Source organism: Cryobacterium sp. TMT2-18-2 (genome assembly GCF_004402245.1).
Taxonomy (GTDB): Bacteria; Actinomycetota; Actinomycetes; order Actinomycetales; family Microbacteriaceae; genus Cryobacterium; species Cryobacterium sandaracinum.
Genome location: NZ_SOFU01000030.1, coordinates 1 through 14215, shown reverse-complemented (window position 1 = coordinate 14215; position 14215 = coordinate 1). Strand labels below are relative to the sequence as shown.

Annotated in this window: 13 protein-coding genes and 1 pseudogene; 11 read left to right on the top strand and 3 right to left on the bottom strand. The window is 65.4% G+C overall.

The annotated features are described in order from the left end of the window. The first annotated feature begins 127 nt into the window (after positions 1-127). Together E3O22_RS09710 and E3O22_RS16740 are read left to right on the top strand one after the other, a co-directional pair. Positions 128-1861, top strand: a complete 1734-nt coding sequence (locus tag E3O22_RS09710) for a bifunctional diguanylate cyclase/phosphodiesterase (protein ID WP_134393588.1) — start codon at positions 128-130, stop codon at positions 1859-1861. Between the two features lie 60 nt (positions 1862-1921). Next, a pseudogene (locus tag E3O22_RS16740) lies at positions 1922-2128 on the top strand (three-helix bundle dimerization domain-containing protein); the annotation flags it as partial. Positions 2129-2486: 358 nt separating this feature from the next. Here E3O22_RS16740 and E3O22_RS09700 read toward each other — a convergent pair. After that, the gene (locus tag E3O22_RS09700) at positions 2487-3275 is read right to left on the bottom strand and encodes an SDR family oxidoreductase (protein ID WP_134393587.1); all 789 of its coding nucleotides are present in this window, start codon (positions 3273-3275) and stop codon (positions 2487-2489) included. Between the two features lie 243 nt (positions 3276-3518). Between E3O22_RS09700 and E3O22_RS09695 the strand changes: the two genes are divergently transcribed. From E3O22_RS09695 to E3O22_RS09665, 7 genes are all read left to right on the top strand, one after another. Next, complete coding sequence (locus tag E3O22_RS09695; protein WP_104101578.1) at positions 3519-4160, top strand: ABC transporter permease; 642 nt, start codon at positions 3519-3521, stop codon at positions 4158-4160. 61 nt (positions 4161-4221) lie between these two features. Further along, positions 4222-5469, top strand: a complete 1248-nt coding sequence (locus E3O22_RS09690; protein WP_134393626.1) for an ATP-binding cassette domain-containing protein — start codon at positions 4222-4224, stop codon at positions 5467-5469. A gap of 107 nt (positions 5470-5576) precedes the next feature. Next, positions 5577-6302, top strand: coding sequence for an ABC transporter permease (locus tag E3O22_RS09685; RefSeq protein WP_134393625.1), 726 nt, complete (start codon positions 5577-5579; stop codon positions 6300-6302). Further along, positions 6303-7328: a glycine betaine ABC transporter substrate-binding protein gene (locus E3O22_RS09680; protein WP_134393586.1), complete on the top strand. Its 1026-nt coding sequence runs from the start codon at positions 6303-6305 to the stop codon at positions 7326-7328. A gap of 140 nt (positions 7329-7468) precedes the next feature. Beyond that, positions 7469-8173: a histidine phosphatase family protein gene (locus tag E3O22_RS09675; protein ID WP_134393585.1), complete on the top strand. Its 705-nt coding sequence runs from the start codon at positions 7469-7471 to the stop codon at positions 8171-8173. Between the two features lie 9 nt (positions 8174-8182). Then, on the top strand, positions 8183-8755 hold the full coding sequence (locus E3O22_RS09670) for a DUF3090 domain-containing protein (protein ID WP_134393584.1): 573 nt from the start codon (positions 8183-8185) through the stop codon (positions 8753-8755). After that, positions 8755-9531, top strand: a complete 777-nt coding sequence (locus E3O22_RS09665) for an SCO1664 family protein (protein ID WP_134393583.1) — start codon at positions 8755-8757, stop codon at positions 9529-9531. Before E3O22_RS09670 ends, E3O22_RS09665 begins: the two co-directional genes overlap by 1 nt. Position 9532: 1 nt before the next feature. On the opposite strand, the gene nrdG is transcribed toward E3O22_RS09665, so the two are convergent. Beyond that, a complete protein-coding gene (gene nrdG / locus E3O22_RS09660; RefSeq protein WP_134393582.1) occupies positions 9533-10135 on the bottom strand; it encodes an anaerobic ribonucleoside-triphosphate reductase activating protein in 603 nt (200 codons plus the stop codon). Beyond that, a complete protein-coding gene (gene nrdD, locus E3O22_RS09655; protein WP_134393624.1) occupies positions 10128-12365 on the bottom strand; it encodes an anaerobic ribonucleoside-triphosphate reductase in 2238 nt (745 codons plus the stop codon). Before nrdD ends, nrdG begins: the two co-directional genes overlap by 8 nt. A gap of 309 nt (positions 12366-12674) precedes the next feature. Between nrdD and E3O22_RS09650 the strand changes: the two genes are divergently transcribed. After that, a complete protein-coding gene (locus E3O22_RS09650) occupies positions 12675-13514 on the top strand; it encodes a pseudouridine synthase (protein WP_241976602.1) in 840 nt (279 codons plus the stop codon). An 84-nt stretch (positions 13515-13598) separates the two neighbouring features. Further along, positions 13599-14215 (top strand): DUF222 domain-containing protein (locus E3O22_RS09645; RefSeq protein ID WP_134397095.1); only part of this gene is annotated, 617 nt, incomplete at its 3' end.

The window sequence follows — 14215 nt, the reverse complement described above, 5'->3', positions numbered from 1 at the left end:
GAGTGTGACCCCGCTGAGGCAACGACCTGCTGTTCATCGGGCGGAGATGATCGGCGGGTGGCTGAACAACTGGCAAACTCCGGCGGGTTACGTCGGGTCCCGGATAGCAGTCGGGTGATCATTTGGGATGAGCACCATTCCTGACGCCCCACCCAACCGCGTGGGGCGGGTCGTGTGCCTGGCAGACCTGGCTACCAGCGTCCAACAGGTGACGGCCACGACGCCGGTCAGCGAAATCGACCGCATTCTCCGTGCGAACCGACAACTTCGTTCCCTCGTCGTGCGGGAAGACGGCAGTTTCTTCCTGTTGACACGGGAACAGGTGGAATTCACTCTGAGCGGACGGTTGGGCTACGGTCGCGGCCTGCATGCCCGGTCGACGGCCATCCAGATGGTGCCGGAAAATTCCTTCGCCCTGCCCGGTGCGATGAGCCTGGCGAATGCGGCGCGGCGCATCCTGGAGCTGCTGGAGGGCAACCGTTACCGTGACGTGCTCGTGCTGACCGACGAGGGGCCACGGGTCGTGTCGGTGTCTCAGATCTTCGAACGGTTGTCGACAGAATTTCGATACGCCGCACTCCACGATTCCCTGACCGGACTGCCCAACCGCCGGCAATTGGAGGAGAGCGGAGCCGCGTCGATTGAGGGAGCCGTGGACATGACCCGCATCGCGGTTCTCTACATCGACCTTGACGGTTTCAAAGCGATCAACGACACCTTCGGTCACCAGGCCGGGGATGAGATCCTGGTCGGCTTCGCAGACCGGCTGCGCGACATCGTTCGCCCCGCCGATGTGCTCGCCCGCATCGGCGGCGACGAGTTTGCGGTGTTGTTGGTCGACGTGGATGACGTGCAGCTTCTCGCCATCGCGGATCAGGTCGTACTCGGCGCGTCGGTGCCTTTCGTCTGTGGCGGCCATCTGCTGCATGTTTCGGCATCCGTCGGCATCGCAATGGCCGGTGATGTCGGAGCAGAACGGGAACTGAGCTGGCTTGACGCGTTGCTCCGCTACGCCGATGGGGCCATGCTCAAGGCCAAGCAGGCCGGAAAACGCCAGGTCGCCCGTCTCGATGGGCACGGCGAGGCCGCGCCCATCGTTCGGAATGCGCTCATCCGGCGGCGCCTGCCGCAGGCCTTCGCGACCCGCGCTTTCAACTTGCACTACCAGCCGCAGATGGACCTGGCCAGCGGCGACCGTTCGGCGGTGGAGGCGCTGCTGCGCTGGACCGACCCGATTCTGGGCCCCGTCTCGCCCGCCGAATTCATTCCGATCATGGAGTTGTCCGGCGACATCCACCGCATCGGGCAACGGGTCCTCAACGAGGTCTGCGCCCAGGCCAGACTCTGGTTGGATGCGGGAACCCCGCGCCGAGTCGCAGTGAATGTGTCTCCACTCCAACTGGCGGCCCGCACCATCGTTCCCGAGCTCGTTGAGGCACTCCACCGGCATCGCATACCGGCGCACCTCATCGAGGTTGAAATCACCGAGGGCGCCGCGATCACCGATCTGCCCCGGGCGATCGGACAGCTCCAACAGCTCCGGGAGGCGGGGATCAGCATCGCCCTGGACGACTACGGCACCGGCTTCTCTTCGCTTGCCCTGCTGCGTAGCCTGCCGCTGACCACGGTCAAGATCGACAAATCCTTCGTCGACAACATCGATTCCTCACCCTCGGACGCCCTGCTCGTGGGCGGGATCATCGACACCGCTCATGCCATCGGGCTCTCGGTCACAGCCGAAGGCGTCGAACGTCAGGACCAACTCCAGCTTCTGCGTGACTTGCGCTGTGACGCCGTGCAGGGCTACCTCATTTCGCGGCCCGTCGCCCCAGAGGACCTTCCGCAACGGTGCTCCATTTGACGCGCTGAACCGAACACGGCTGGGCAAGCGAGCAGAAAAGACGCACTCAGGGCCGTCGCAGAGGTGGTCGATCGTCTCGCCGAGAGATTCCCGCATGTTTCGCGCACGAGTATCGAGAGGGCGGTCCTCGACGAACGCCGAGCCTCGGACGGACCGCCGATCCAAGACTATGTGCCGTACTGGTTGAACACGGTGCCACGGGCCGCCTGCTCGGGCGCGGCAGGACAACAACCTCCTGGTGTGGGGCGCGGCAGCACCTCGTACTGAACGAATCCGACGGAGATTTTGCTCTAAACAGCGCGTTGAGGCTCAAAAACGGGTGTCTGACCCAAAATCTCCGTCGAATTGGTGCGAGGCCGGGCATGGCGCTGCAACAACCTCCTCGGCGCCGAGTTCACCGCGCGCTGGATGCTGATGTTGCCGAATTGGGTGCGCGCACGCACCGTGACGGTCGGCTCGGACGCGTCGGGAGCACGTCGCCATCGAGCTTGTTGCGCACGTGCCCTTCCTTCGAGGTCAGGTCGAGCCAGGCGGCGACACCGGGCCGCACGCCGATGGTGCTCTGGCCGAATCCGCTCTCGACCTGGCACTAGATCTGACCTTCCGGGAGCCACAGACCGATCGGCTAGCCCCGGGGAAGGAAGATCGAACCGGCAAGTGTGATCACCGTTCTGCGTGGGATGAACGTGACGAGCGACGCGGTGACTCTGTTGCGCGCACCGACAACCACGGACGGCACCGATTTTCTGGCGCTGATGGCAGCCAGGGTAACGTCGACGACATTCGAGGCCGGCACTCGCTTGCCGGGTGACTGCGAACCGGCGACGTCGAAAAACTCAGTGTCGGTGGAACCCGGACTCACCGCGAAAACCCGCACTCCGGTGTTGTGAGTCTCGCCCCAGACGGCCTCGGTGAACGACAGGACGAACGCCTTCGTGGCTGCGTAGACCGCCATCCCGGGCACGGGCTGGTACGCCGAGGTGCTGGCGATGTTCACGATGATGCCCGAGTCTCGGGCCACCATGCCCGGCAGGAAGGCAGCCGTCAGGTCGACCAGCGTGCTGACGTTCAGAGCGATCTCCGAGTGAAGGCGGGCTCGGTCTTCGTCGACCAGGCGCGCATTGGTTCCGAAGCCGGCGTTGTTCACGAGAACATCGACGGTGATCTGCTGGTCGAGGAGTTGGTGCTCGACCGCGGCGGCCGCACCGGGCGCGCTCAGGTCCTGCGAAATGACGTGGACGTCGACCCCGTTCTGCTTGCGCAATTCGGATGCGAGAGCCTCCAATTCGTCGGTTCGGCGGGCCACCAGAATGAGGCTCGTCCCCTTCGCGGCGAAGGCTCGGGCGAAGTGACTGCCGATGCCCGAGCTGGCGCCGGTGACGAGGGCTGTCTTGCCTGCGAGATCGAAATTCATTCAGCTGCATCCTGACGTAAACGGTGTTCACACCCTAGAGGAGCATCCAGTCGGCCAGTCAGGCGCTCACCAGTCCGTAATATCTCGCTGCGGCCAATGGGGGAGTGGCCGTGCGAGAATAATCAGCAACCCTCACCGCAGGCTTACGGCCTGCGTCCCCATCCAGTTCGGCATCCGCGCCTCCCGTTGCGCCCGTGCCGGTGGCGGTGCATCGGTGTGTTCTCGACTCGAAGAGGTTTTGATGTGTTGGACTTTCTAGGGGATCAGTATGAGCAGATCCTATTCAGCAGTTGGCAGCATTTCAGCCTTGTCGTTCAGTGCCTGATCCTGGCGACAGTCATCGCCGTCGTGCTGGCTTCGCTCGTCTACCGCAGTTCCGCGCTCACCGGGATCGCCAACTCGGTGTCGGCCATCGGCCTGACCATCCCGTCGTTTGCCTTCATCGGGCTGCTCATCGCGCCGCTCGGCTTCGGTGTCCTTCCGGCCGTCGTCGTGGTGGCGTTCTTCGCCACGCTGCCCATTTTGCGGAACGCGGTCGTGGGCCTGTCGGGTATTGCTCCATCGATCGTGGAATCCGCCCGCGGCATCGGCATGAGCCGGTTTCGCACGCTCCTTCAGGTGGAACTGCCGATCGCCTGGCCGATCATCCTCACGGGCGTTCGGGTCTCCGCTCAGATGGTCATGGGTGTCGCCGCGATCGCCGCATATTCCCTCGGCCCGGGCCTGGGTGGATTCATCTTCTCCGGCCTCTCCCGCCTCGGCGGCGCCAACTCCCTCGAGTCGGTACTGACGGGCGTCATCGGCGTTGTCGTGCTCGCTCTTATTCTTGATCTCCTTCTCGTCGGCCTCGGCCGCCTGACCACACCTCGAGGTATCCGTGTCTGAGTTCATTGCATCCAACCCTGCTGAATCCAGCAGCACCGAGGAATCCGTCACCCCCACCGGCATCACCGGTGCAAGCATCCTGTTGGACCACGTCACCAAGCGGTTCCCCGGCCAGGCGCGCCCCGCCGTCGACGGTCTCACCATGGAGATCCCGGCCGGCAAGATCGTGATGCTCGTCGGTCCCTCGGGCTGCGGCAAGACCACGACCCTCAAGATGATCAACCGGCTCATCGAACCGACCGAGGGTCGCATCGTCGTCGACGGTGACGACGTCACCGACATGAACGGCGACACCCTGCGCCGAGGCATCGGCTATGTCATTCAGGCCGGGGGACTCTTTCCGCACATGACGGTCGCCACCAACATCGGCATCGTGCCGAAGATGCTCGGCTGGGACAAAGCCCGCATCGCGGCCCGCGTCGACGAGCTCCTCGAGCTTGTTTCCCTCGACCCGGCGCTCTACCGCGACCGATACCCCAAGGAGCTCTCCGGCGGCCAGCAGCAACGCGTCGGCGTGGCGCGCGCGCTCGCGGCCGACCCGCCCGTGCTCCTGATGGACGAGCCCTTCGGCGCCGTCGACCCGATCACCCGCCTGCGCCTGCAGGACGAACTGCTCAACATCCAGGAAGAATTGCAGAAGACCATCGTCTGCGTCACCCACGACTTCGACGAGGCCGTCAAGCTCGGCGACTGGATCGCCATCTTCAACGAGGGTGCCCAGCTCGTGCAGTACGACACCCCGGAACGCATCCTCGGCGACCCGGCCAACGAGTTCGTCGAAAACTTCATCGGGTCCGGCGCCGGCCTCAAACAGCTCACCCTGACCCGGGTGGCGGAGGTCAGCCTCAGCGACGCAGTCGTGGGCCAACCCGGTGAACGGGCAGCGGATGTGCTGGCCCGCGTCGTCGAGACCGGCCACGGTCACGCGGTCATCGTCGATGAGCGTCGCCGACCCATTCAGTGGCTCTCCGCGCGCCAGCTCGGCCGCCTGGAGGTCATCAGCGACGTTCCCGACCCGAAACTTCCGGTCGTCGGCAAGCGGGCCACGCTCAATGATGCGCTCGACACGATGCTCGTCTCGAGCGCCGGGGCCGTGCTCGTCACGGGCCGCCGCGACATGTTCAAGGGCGTCATCGACGTTCAAACCGTGATGGACGCCATCACCCGGTCACAGTCCGCGGCCGTGCTTGAGTCAGACCAGGCCCCCGTCGGGCTGAACACCGGCCTGTTCCAGGCGCAGGTGTCGGCCGCCGAGGCAGACCTGATCGAGACCGATCCCAGCGGCGCTGACGCACGGTCCGTTCAGTGAGTACCCGCACCCCGCATACAGAGGCGGGCCTTGCCGGCGGCGATTCCGCCGTTGAAACGCCGGGCGACCCGACTGCGGCCGGCGTACCGGTCAGCCGTGCTCGCACGGTGTGGCGATCCTGGCGGGGTCTGGTCTACCAGCTGGTCGGCATCCTGCTCGCGTTCCTGGCGCTCGTGATCTGGCTGCTGACGGCCGACCTGTCGCCGATCGTGCTCACCACCCTCGCTCCCGGCGCTCTCTGGGTCTACACGGTGGAGCACATCCAGCTCACCCTGCTCGCCGCGGTGATCGTGTTGGTCATCGCGATTCCCTTGGGAATCGCCCTGACCCGCAAGCCCTTGCGGTTTCTGACCGCACCGGTGCTCGCCATCGCCAACTTCGGTCAGGCGGCCCCCGCGATCGGCGTCGTCGTGCTGCTCGCGTTCTGGGTCGGCTTCGGCTTCTGGGCCGCGACGCTGAGTCTCGTGCTCTACGCCGCGCTCCCGGTGCTGCGCAACACCATGGTGGGCCTGCAGCAGGTCGACGCCCGCCTCATCGAGGCCGGACGAGGCATGGGCATGAGCTCCGCCGCCGTATTGTTTCGGGTGGAGCTCCCGCTCGCCGTTCCGGTCATGCTGTCGGGCGTGCGCACCGCTCTCGTTCTGCTGGTGGGCACCGCCGCCCTGGCCACGTTCGTCAACGGCGGCGGACTCGGCATCCTGATCACTACGGGCGTCAATCTCAGCCTCGCCCCCGTGCTCGTCATGGGAGCGCTGCTCGTGGCTCTGCTCGCCCTGCTCATCGACTGGGTCGGCCGCGTTGTGGAACACATCGCTCGCCCGAAGGGACTCTAGATGTACCGCTCGTCTTCTCGCACCCGCCTCACGTCCCTCGGCCGCTGGGGGGTGGCGGCCGGTCTCCTCGCCCTGTCCGCAGTCGTTCTGAGCGGTTGCGGACTGAAGCCGGCAACCTCGTACGTTCCCGCGGTCGGACCTGGGTCGATCACCCCGCTCGAGGGTGCTGAGGGCGTCGACCTCACGGTCACGTCCAAGAACTTCACGGAGCAGCTTCTGCTCGGCAAGATCGCGGTGCTCGCCGGGACCGCCGCGGGATTCGACGTCACAGACCTCAGTAATCTGCCCGGCAGTCAGCCGACCCGAGAGCTGATTCTTTCTGGTCAGGCCGACGTGCTCTGGGAATACACCGGAACCGCGTGGCTGACCTACCTCGGTCAGGATGAGTCGATCGCCGACCAAGACAAAATGTGGCAAGCCGTGTATGACATCGACATCCAGAACGGCGTCACCTGGGGCGCACCGGCCCCGATGAATAACACCTACGCCCTGGCTGTGCGCAGTGAGGCGGTCGCCGAGCTCGGCGGCATCACGACCATGTCCGAACTCGCCGCGTTGCCGGTCGAGGATCGCACTTTCTGCGTCGAATCCGAATTCAACTCCCGCCCGGACGGCATGAACCCCATGCTCGCCCACTACGGACTCGAACGTGGCGCCGCTGATGGGGTGCCCGATGGCAACATCGGAATCTACGACACCGGTGCGATCTACAGCGCGACCGACGACGGAGCCTGCAACTTCGGCGAGGTTTTCACGACCGACGGCCGACTCGACGCGCTCGACCTCACAGTTCTGACCGACGATCTCGCGTTTTTCCCTGCGTACAACGTCGCGCCGGTCTTCTTCACCGAGTCGATCGAGGCCACCCCCGGCCTGGAAGAAATCTTCGCCCGGATTTCACCCAAGCTCACCGACGAGGTTCTGCGCGGCATGAACCGTCAGGTCGACGTCGACGGAAAGGAACCCGCTGATGTGGCCTATGCCTGGATGATCGACGAGGGGTTCATCACCGACCCGACCGACTGAGTCACGGAGAGTCCAGCTGACTGCACCGCGTGGACGGTGTCGGCGGTCAGCTTGACGGACGCGACGTGACATCCGGCCGCCTGAGGCATCAGATCGTCTGGCCGGGCGCCGTTCCCACCCCGCCTGTCTAGGCTGTACCCATGGCCACAGTCATCCTCGTGCGGCACGGTCGCACCACCGCAAATGCCACCGGAATGCTGGCCGGCCGCGCTGCCGGCGTTCGGCTCGACCAGATCGGGCAGGATCAGGCCGCCCAGACGGCCAAGCGCCTGGCCGTGGTGCCGCTGGTCGGCGTGGTGTCGAGTCCTCTGGAGCGCTGCCGGCAGACATCTCAGTTCATCCTGGACCACCAGGCCGGCTCGCTCGTGACGCCGGTGGAGGAGGGCATCACCGAGTGCGATTACGGTGAGTGGCAGGGCCAGGCCCTCGGCGATCTCGCCAAGGAGAAGCTCTGGTCGACAGTGCAGTCTCAACCTTCGGCCGTCACCTTTCCCGGCGGAGAGTCGATGGCGACCATGCAGGCCCGGTCGGTCGCCGCCATCCGTCGTCACGATGCGGCGTTCGAGGCCGAGCACGGTCCGGGCGCGGTGTGGGTGGCGGTCAGCCACGGCGACATCATCAAGTCCGTTCTGGCCGATGCGCTCGGCATGCACCTCGACCTCTTCCAGCGCATCAACGTGGGTCCGGCATCCGTTTCGATCGTGCGCTACGGCACCAGCCGGCCGAGCGTGCACGCCATCAACACGGATGCCGGCGACCTCGCCTGGCTCGGCGCCAGCGCCCCTCTGGCCGACGCGCCGGTCGGTGGCGGGGCCGGTCAGGCGCCGCACCCAACGGTCGCCTAAAATACCGACATGTCCACAATCGTCCATGAGTTTTCCTGGCCGGATCGTGTCGTCATCGGCACCGTCGGTCTGCCTGGTTCTCGCACGTTCTACCTGCAGGTGCGCACTGGAGCTCAGATCGTGAGCATCGCCCTGGAGAAACAACAATCGGCGCTGCTCGCCGAGAAAATCGACGAGATGCTCGACCAGCTGATGAGCCATGAGGGCAACCCGTTCAGCATCCCGAGCACCACCCCCGTCGAACTCGTCGACAACGAGCCGCTGGATCAGCCCGTCGCGGAGGAATTCCGCACCGGCGGGATGAGCCTGGGCTGGGACCCGTCGACCGTGCAGGTCGTGCTTGAGGCCTACCCGCTCGTGGAAGTCGATCCGGGCAGTGACGACGTGCCCGACGAGGATCTGCTCGACGCGATCATGCAGGAGCCGGCGGAGATGCTTCTGGTACGGATGCCCGTCGGTACCGCCCGGGCCTTCGCCACGCGCACCCGCGAGGTGGTGGGGGCCGGCCGCCCCCTCTGCCCGCTCTGCGGCGATCCCATCGAGGCCGACGGACACACCTGCACCCTCCCCGGCAGCCCCTGATGCACGATGCCGCCCTCGACGGTGAGCTCGACGGTGAGCTCGAGCTCACGGGACGCATCACGACGGCCTCGAACGCGACCTTCCTCGGAACCATCGGTGGATTCACGGTGGTCTACAAGCCCATCGCCGGCGAGAATCCGTTGTGGGACTTTCCCGACGGCAATCTTGCCAACCGCGAGGCCTCGGCCTACCTGGTCTCACAGGCCTTCGGCTGGAACGTCGTGCCTCGGACCTGGCTGCGGGGTGGCCCGATGGGCCGGGGGATGGTGCAGCTGTGGCAGCATGCCGATCCCGATCAGGATGCCGTCGACCTCGTCCCGTGGGAAGCCGCGCCGACCCCGGGCTGGCGTCGCGTCTTCGACGGCCGGGACGAGCACAATCGTGCGGTGACCCTCATCCATGAGGACTCGGCCGCGATGCGACGCATGGCCGTGTTCGACATCGTCGTGAACAACGCCGATCGCAAGGGCGACCACATCCTCGCGATGCCGAACGGGCACCGTCATGGCATCGACCACGGCCTCACCTTTCACGTTGACCACAAGTTGCGCACCGTGCTCTGGGGCTGGCTGGGCGACGAACTCACCGCCGACGAGCTGGACGGGATCGACCGGGTCAGTGCGCAGCTGACCGGCGAGCTCGGCGACATCCTCGCCGGGTTGCTCAGCGACGCCGAGATCGTCGCACTCGCTGCACGCTGCGACCGGTTGCGCACTGAGGGACGGTTCCCCGCGCCGCGCGGCGACATGCCCGCGGTGCCCTGGCCGCTGTTCTGACCTAGATCAGTTTCCGTTTCTCGATCTGTTCGAAGGTGCCGGTCGCGTCCGTGAGCCCGCCCCACAGCGTCACCTGTCCACTGGCCAGGGACTCCTGAACGTCGATGATCCGCTGGTTGCTGCTACCCCGGAACTGCAGCTTGAGGTCGCGCTGGGCGAGTTCGAACCGACCGTCGACCAGAACGTCGATCGTGCCGAGAAGGGCCAACTTGTCCGCACTCTCCCGCAACAGTTCTTCGAACGTGTAGCCGGTCCAGCACCACACATCCTTCGACGTGCCGAACTCCCGGCGCACGCGGTCGAGGAGGGCCAGGCACACCCCGGCGTTGAGGAACGGCTCCCCGCCGAGGAGGGTGAGGCCCTGGACGTACTCCTGGCCAAGGTCGGCCAGGATCCGGTCCTCGAGTTCCGGGGTGTACGGCTGCCCGTAGCGGAAACTCCAGGTGGCCTCGTTGAAACAGCCCTCACAGGCGAACAGGCAACCGGACAGGTACAGGCTGCACCGCACCCCCTCGCCGTCGACGAAGACGAAGGGCTTGTAGTCGCCGACGTACCGCTGGCTCAGTTTCTCCGACAGCCACTCGCCGGGCCGGGGGTTACGCATCCTCGGCGACGGATGCCGCGGCATCCGCCCCACGGATGCCGGTGGCGCCCGGCATGTGCTTGACCCGGGAGGTGATCTCGGTGTGCCGGCCGTGCACCATCGGGCGGGCCTGCGGGTTGCCGAGGTAGCCACAGGTGCGCTTGACGACATCGCAGGTCATCGGGTCGGCGTTGTGGCACTCGGGGCACTCGAATCCACGCTCGGTGGCGTCGAAGTCGCCCGAGAAGCCACAGGCGTAGCACCGGTCGATCGGAGTGTTGGTGCCCAGATAGCCGACGCGATCGTAGGAGTAGTCCCACACCGCCTCGAGCGCCTTGGGGTTCTGCTGCAGGATCGGGTATTCGCAGTAGTGGATGAACCCGCCGGAGGAGTACGCCGGGTAGACCTTCTCAAAGTCCAGCTTTTCGAACGGCGTCGGGCTCTTGCGAACGTCGTAGTGGAAGCTGTTGGTGTAGTAGTCCTTGTCGGTGAGGTTTGCCACGGCGCCGAACTTCGCGGTGTCGAGTCGGCAGAACCGGTCGGTCAGGCTCTCGCTCGGCGTCGAGTACACGCTGAACTGGTAGCCGTACTCGGCGCTCCATTCCTGGGTGCGCCCATGCAGCGTGCGCAGGATCTCGACGGTGAAGTCCTTCGCTTCGGGATTGGACTCCCAGTCACCGCCGTAAAAGGCCGCGGCCACCTCGTAGAGGCCGATGTAGCCGAGGGAAACGGTGGCGCGCTTGTTCTTGAAGAGGGTGTCGACGGGCTGACCGGCATTCAGGTGTTGGCCGAAGGCGCCGTAGATGTAGAGGATCGGGGCGTTCTCCGGGGTCGCTTCCTTGCACCGGTCGATTCTGAAGAGCAGGGCGTCGCGCGCCGTGCTTACCCGTTCGGCGAGAATGCTCCAGAACTTGTCCTTGTCACCGGCGGCCTCGAGGGCGATCCGGGGCAGGTTGAGCGTCACGACTCCGAGATTCATCCGACCCTCGGAGACGTCGTTGCCCTGACCGTCGGTCCAGCCCTGCAGGAACGAGCGGCAGCCCATCGGCACCTTGAAGCTGCCGGTGAGTTCGACGATCTTGTCGTAGTTGAGGATGTCGGGGTACATGCGTTTGGTGGAACATTCCAGCGCAAGCTGCTTGATGTCGTAATTCGGGTCGGTCGGTGCCAGGTTGAGGCCGCGCTTGATGGTGAAAATCAGTTTCGGGAAAATCGCCGTGCGCTTCTCACTGCCGAGCCCCTCGATCCGGATCTGTAGGATCGCCTTCTGGATTTCCCGCTCGAACCAGCTGGTGCCGAGGCCGAAGCCCAGGGAGGTGAAGGGGGTCTGCCCGTTCGAGGTGAACAGGGTGTTGATCTCGTACTCGAGGCTCTGCATCGCGTCGTAGATGTCTTTGAGGGTCTTCTCCTCGGCGTAGGACCGGTGCTGCGACTCATCCGCGATCCACTTGCCTGCGTCGACCAGGTGCTTTTCGAGGTTCTTCTCGGCGTAGGGGGCGAGAACTTCGTCGATGCGGTTCCCCGAGCATCCGCCGTACTGGCTCGACGAGACGTTCGCGATGATCTGGGAGATCTGGGCCGTCGCCGTCTGGATCGACCGGGGCGGGTTGACGTCGGCGTTGCCGATTCGGAAGCCCTGGCTCAGCATGGTCGTGAAGTCGATCAGGCAGCAGTTCGTCATCGGCGCATAGGGGTGGTAGTCGAGGTCGTGGAAGTGCAGGTCGCCCTTCTGGTGGGCGTTGGCGACGTGCGGGGGCAACATCTTCAGGCCGATGGCCTTGCCCACCGCGCCGGCGGTCAGGTCTCGCTGCGTGTTGAAGACGTCGCTGTCCTTGTTCGCGTTTTCGTTGACGACCGATTCGTCTTTGCTGATCAGTTTGATGATCGAGTGGTTGATGTCGGTGGCCTTGCTGCGGGCGAAGTCCCGTTGGATGCGGTAGTTGATGTAGGCCTCGGCGGCGTCATATTCCTTGCTGTCCAGCAGGGCGTGTTCCACGATGTTCTGCACTTCGTAGATCTTGACGTCGACCGAGAAGCGCGAGGCGATCTCGCGGTCGACGCGGGCGACCAGATCACGGATGGTTCGGTGCGTGAGCGGGGTCAGCTCGCCGTTGACTTCGGTGAAGCTCTTGGCCAGTGCCGCGTAGATGCGGGCGTTGTCGAAGGCGAGCAGGCGCCCGTCCCGTTTGGCCACCATGAGCGCGCCCAGAGCATGCTCGGTCGTGAGGTTTCCTGCGCCGGGGTTTTCCATTTTCAGCACGCGCTGCCATCTCCTTGGGGTCGGTACCCACGGCAATCGGGCGGGACGCTGAGTCGGGCGAAAGAACCACATCTAGTGGTTGGGGTGCGGTTCACATACTACCTGTAGGGTTTCGCCGTCATGCGCTTCGGCTCGCCGCGGGTGGCTCCGAGTTGGTGGAGCGATTGCCCGGCGGCGTACGATCGGTGAATGCCACCGCCCTCCCCGTTGCCACAGCGCCACGGGCTTGACGCTGCCTGGGTGTGCACGCCGGATGCGGACCGGGCCGGGCCGCACCCGTGGCCGACCATGGGTGCGTGGTTGCTCGAGCGACTCGCCGAGTTCGTCGATGTCGCCGGGTTTCTGACCGGGGAACGCTTCGCCTATCAGTCGGGTGCGCCGGTCGTCGGCAGCGACCCCTATGGCCCGCGTACCTTTGTCTGGTTTCATCGCGATCTCGCCGATGAGACAGTTGTGCCCGGGACCATCCACGTGGTGCATCGGGATGCCCGACTCGTCGTGATCGACAAGCCGGCCTTTCTCTCAACCATTCCGCGCGGCCGACACGTTGTACAGAGTGTGGTGGTGCGCTTGCGCGCCGAGTTGGGACTTCCCGAGCTCTCGCCGTTGCATCGACTGGATCGGGTGACCTCTGGCCTCGTGGTTCTGGCGACGGAACGGCGCTGGCGAGGGGAGTATCAATCCATGTTCCAACGTGGCGAGGTCGAAAAGATCTACCGGGCGCTGGCCCCGCTGCGGCAGGATCTGGATTTGCCCGTCACCGTGCGCAACCACCTCACGAGCAGGCGCGGCCACTGGCAGGCCGAGGTGACCGAGGACCCGGCCAATGCCGAGTCGCTGATCGAGCTGGAAACCGTTCTGCAGCACACGGGCGTCTATCGGCTGACGCCGCGCACCGGAAAGACCCATCAGCTGCGGATGCACATGTTGGGCCTGGGGATCCCCATCATCGATGACCCGGTGTATCCGGTCGTTCAGGATGTCGCGCTCGACGATTTCACCCGCCCGCTGCAGCTCCTGGCGAGCGAGGTGACCTTCACCGATCCGATCGACGGGGAGTTGCGCCGCTTCGAGAGCGTCCGGACGCTTCCGCTGCAGGCTGAGGTCGGGGCGCACCGACGGATGCACGTGGTGGGCTAACCACGGCACCGCGCTGACCGAATTACTTTCTATATTCGTGCGGAATCTCTTGACTGCAGATTAGTACACAGATACTATTAGGGCATGGCTGGGGCCCCCACTCCGTACCACCCCACCGCCTTACCGCAGGCGGTGCTCTCGCTCGTGCAGCAGCTGCAGCAGGTGCGTGACCTGGCCGCGGCCGTGCTGGATTCGGTGTCTTTTTCGCTCTTGGGTGAGGCGGACGCGATGATGGTGCTGGGCATGGTCGAAGACCTCGGCCGCCGGGTCGATGCGGCCAGGGTTGCCTCTGCCGCTGATATTTCGGTGCGGTCCCGCCGTATCCTGGGTCAGGAGTCCCTGGCGTATAAGAACGGGGCGAGTAGCGGCATCGACCTGATCATCCGTCTGAGCCGCGTCTCGTCGCGTGAGGCGAACCGGCGGGTGCGTCTGGGCGAGAACGTGACCGCGCGCCGGGCGGGCACCAGCATGCTGGCGCCCTACTACCCGGCCGTGGCCGACGCCCTCACCGCCGGGGACCTCGGCGTGGACGCGGCCGAGTACATCGTCACGGCCCTCGACCAGGTCGCGGCCCGCGTCGCGCCCGACGACCTCGGCACCGCCGAACGTGCCCTGGTGGCCAGTGCGACCGGCGCCCTCACTGAGGAAACCCGCGGGCTGCCCGGGGAGGGGTTCGCGTTTCCCGCGGACCTGGTGCGGGG

What these genes read in the sequence shown, in the direction of transcription:
- E3O22_RS09700 (WP_134393587.1), bottom strand. Translation starts at nt 3,275, where the DNA reads ATGAATTTCGATCTCGCAGGCAAGACAGCCCTCGTCACCGGCGCCAGC.
- E3O22_RS09670 (WP_134393584.1), top strand. Translation starts at nt 8,183, where the DNA reads ATGTCCACAATCGTCCATGAGTTTTCCTGGCCGGATCGTGTCGTCATC.
- E3O22_RS09665 (WP_134393583.1), top strand. Translation starts at nt 8,755, where the DNA reads ATGCACGATGCCGCCCTCGACGGTGAGCTCGACGGTGAGCTCGAGCTC.
- nrdG (WP_134393582.1), bottom strand. Translation starts at nt 10,135, where the DNA reads ATGCGTAACCCCCGGCCCGGCGAGTGGCTGTCGGAGAAACTGAGCCAG.
- E3O22_RS09680 (WP_134393586.1), top strand. Translation starts at nt 6,303, where the DNA reads ATGTACCGCTCGTCTTCTCGCACCCGCCTCACGTCCCTCGGCCGCTGG.
- E3O22_RS09710 (WP_134393588.1), top strand. Translation starts at nt 128, where the DNA reads ATGAGCACCATTCCTGACGCCCCACCCAACCGCGTGGGGCGGGTCGTG.
- nrdD (WP_134393624.1), bottom strand. Translation starts at nt 12,365, where the DNA reads ATGGAAAACCCCGGCGCAGGAAACCTCACGACCGAGCATGCTCTGGGC.
- E3O22_RS09675 (WP_134393585.1), top strand. Translation starts at nt 7,469, where the DNA reads ATGGCCACAGTCATCCTCGTGCGGCACGGTCGCACCACCGCAAATGCC.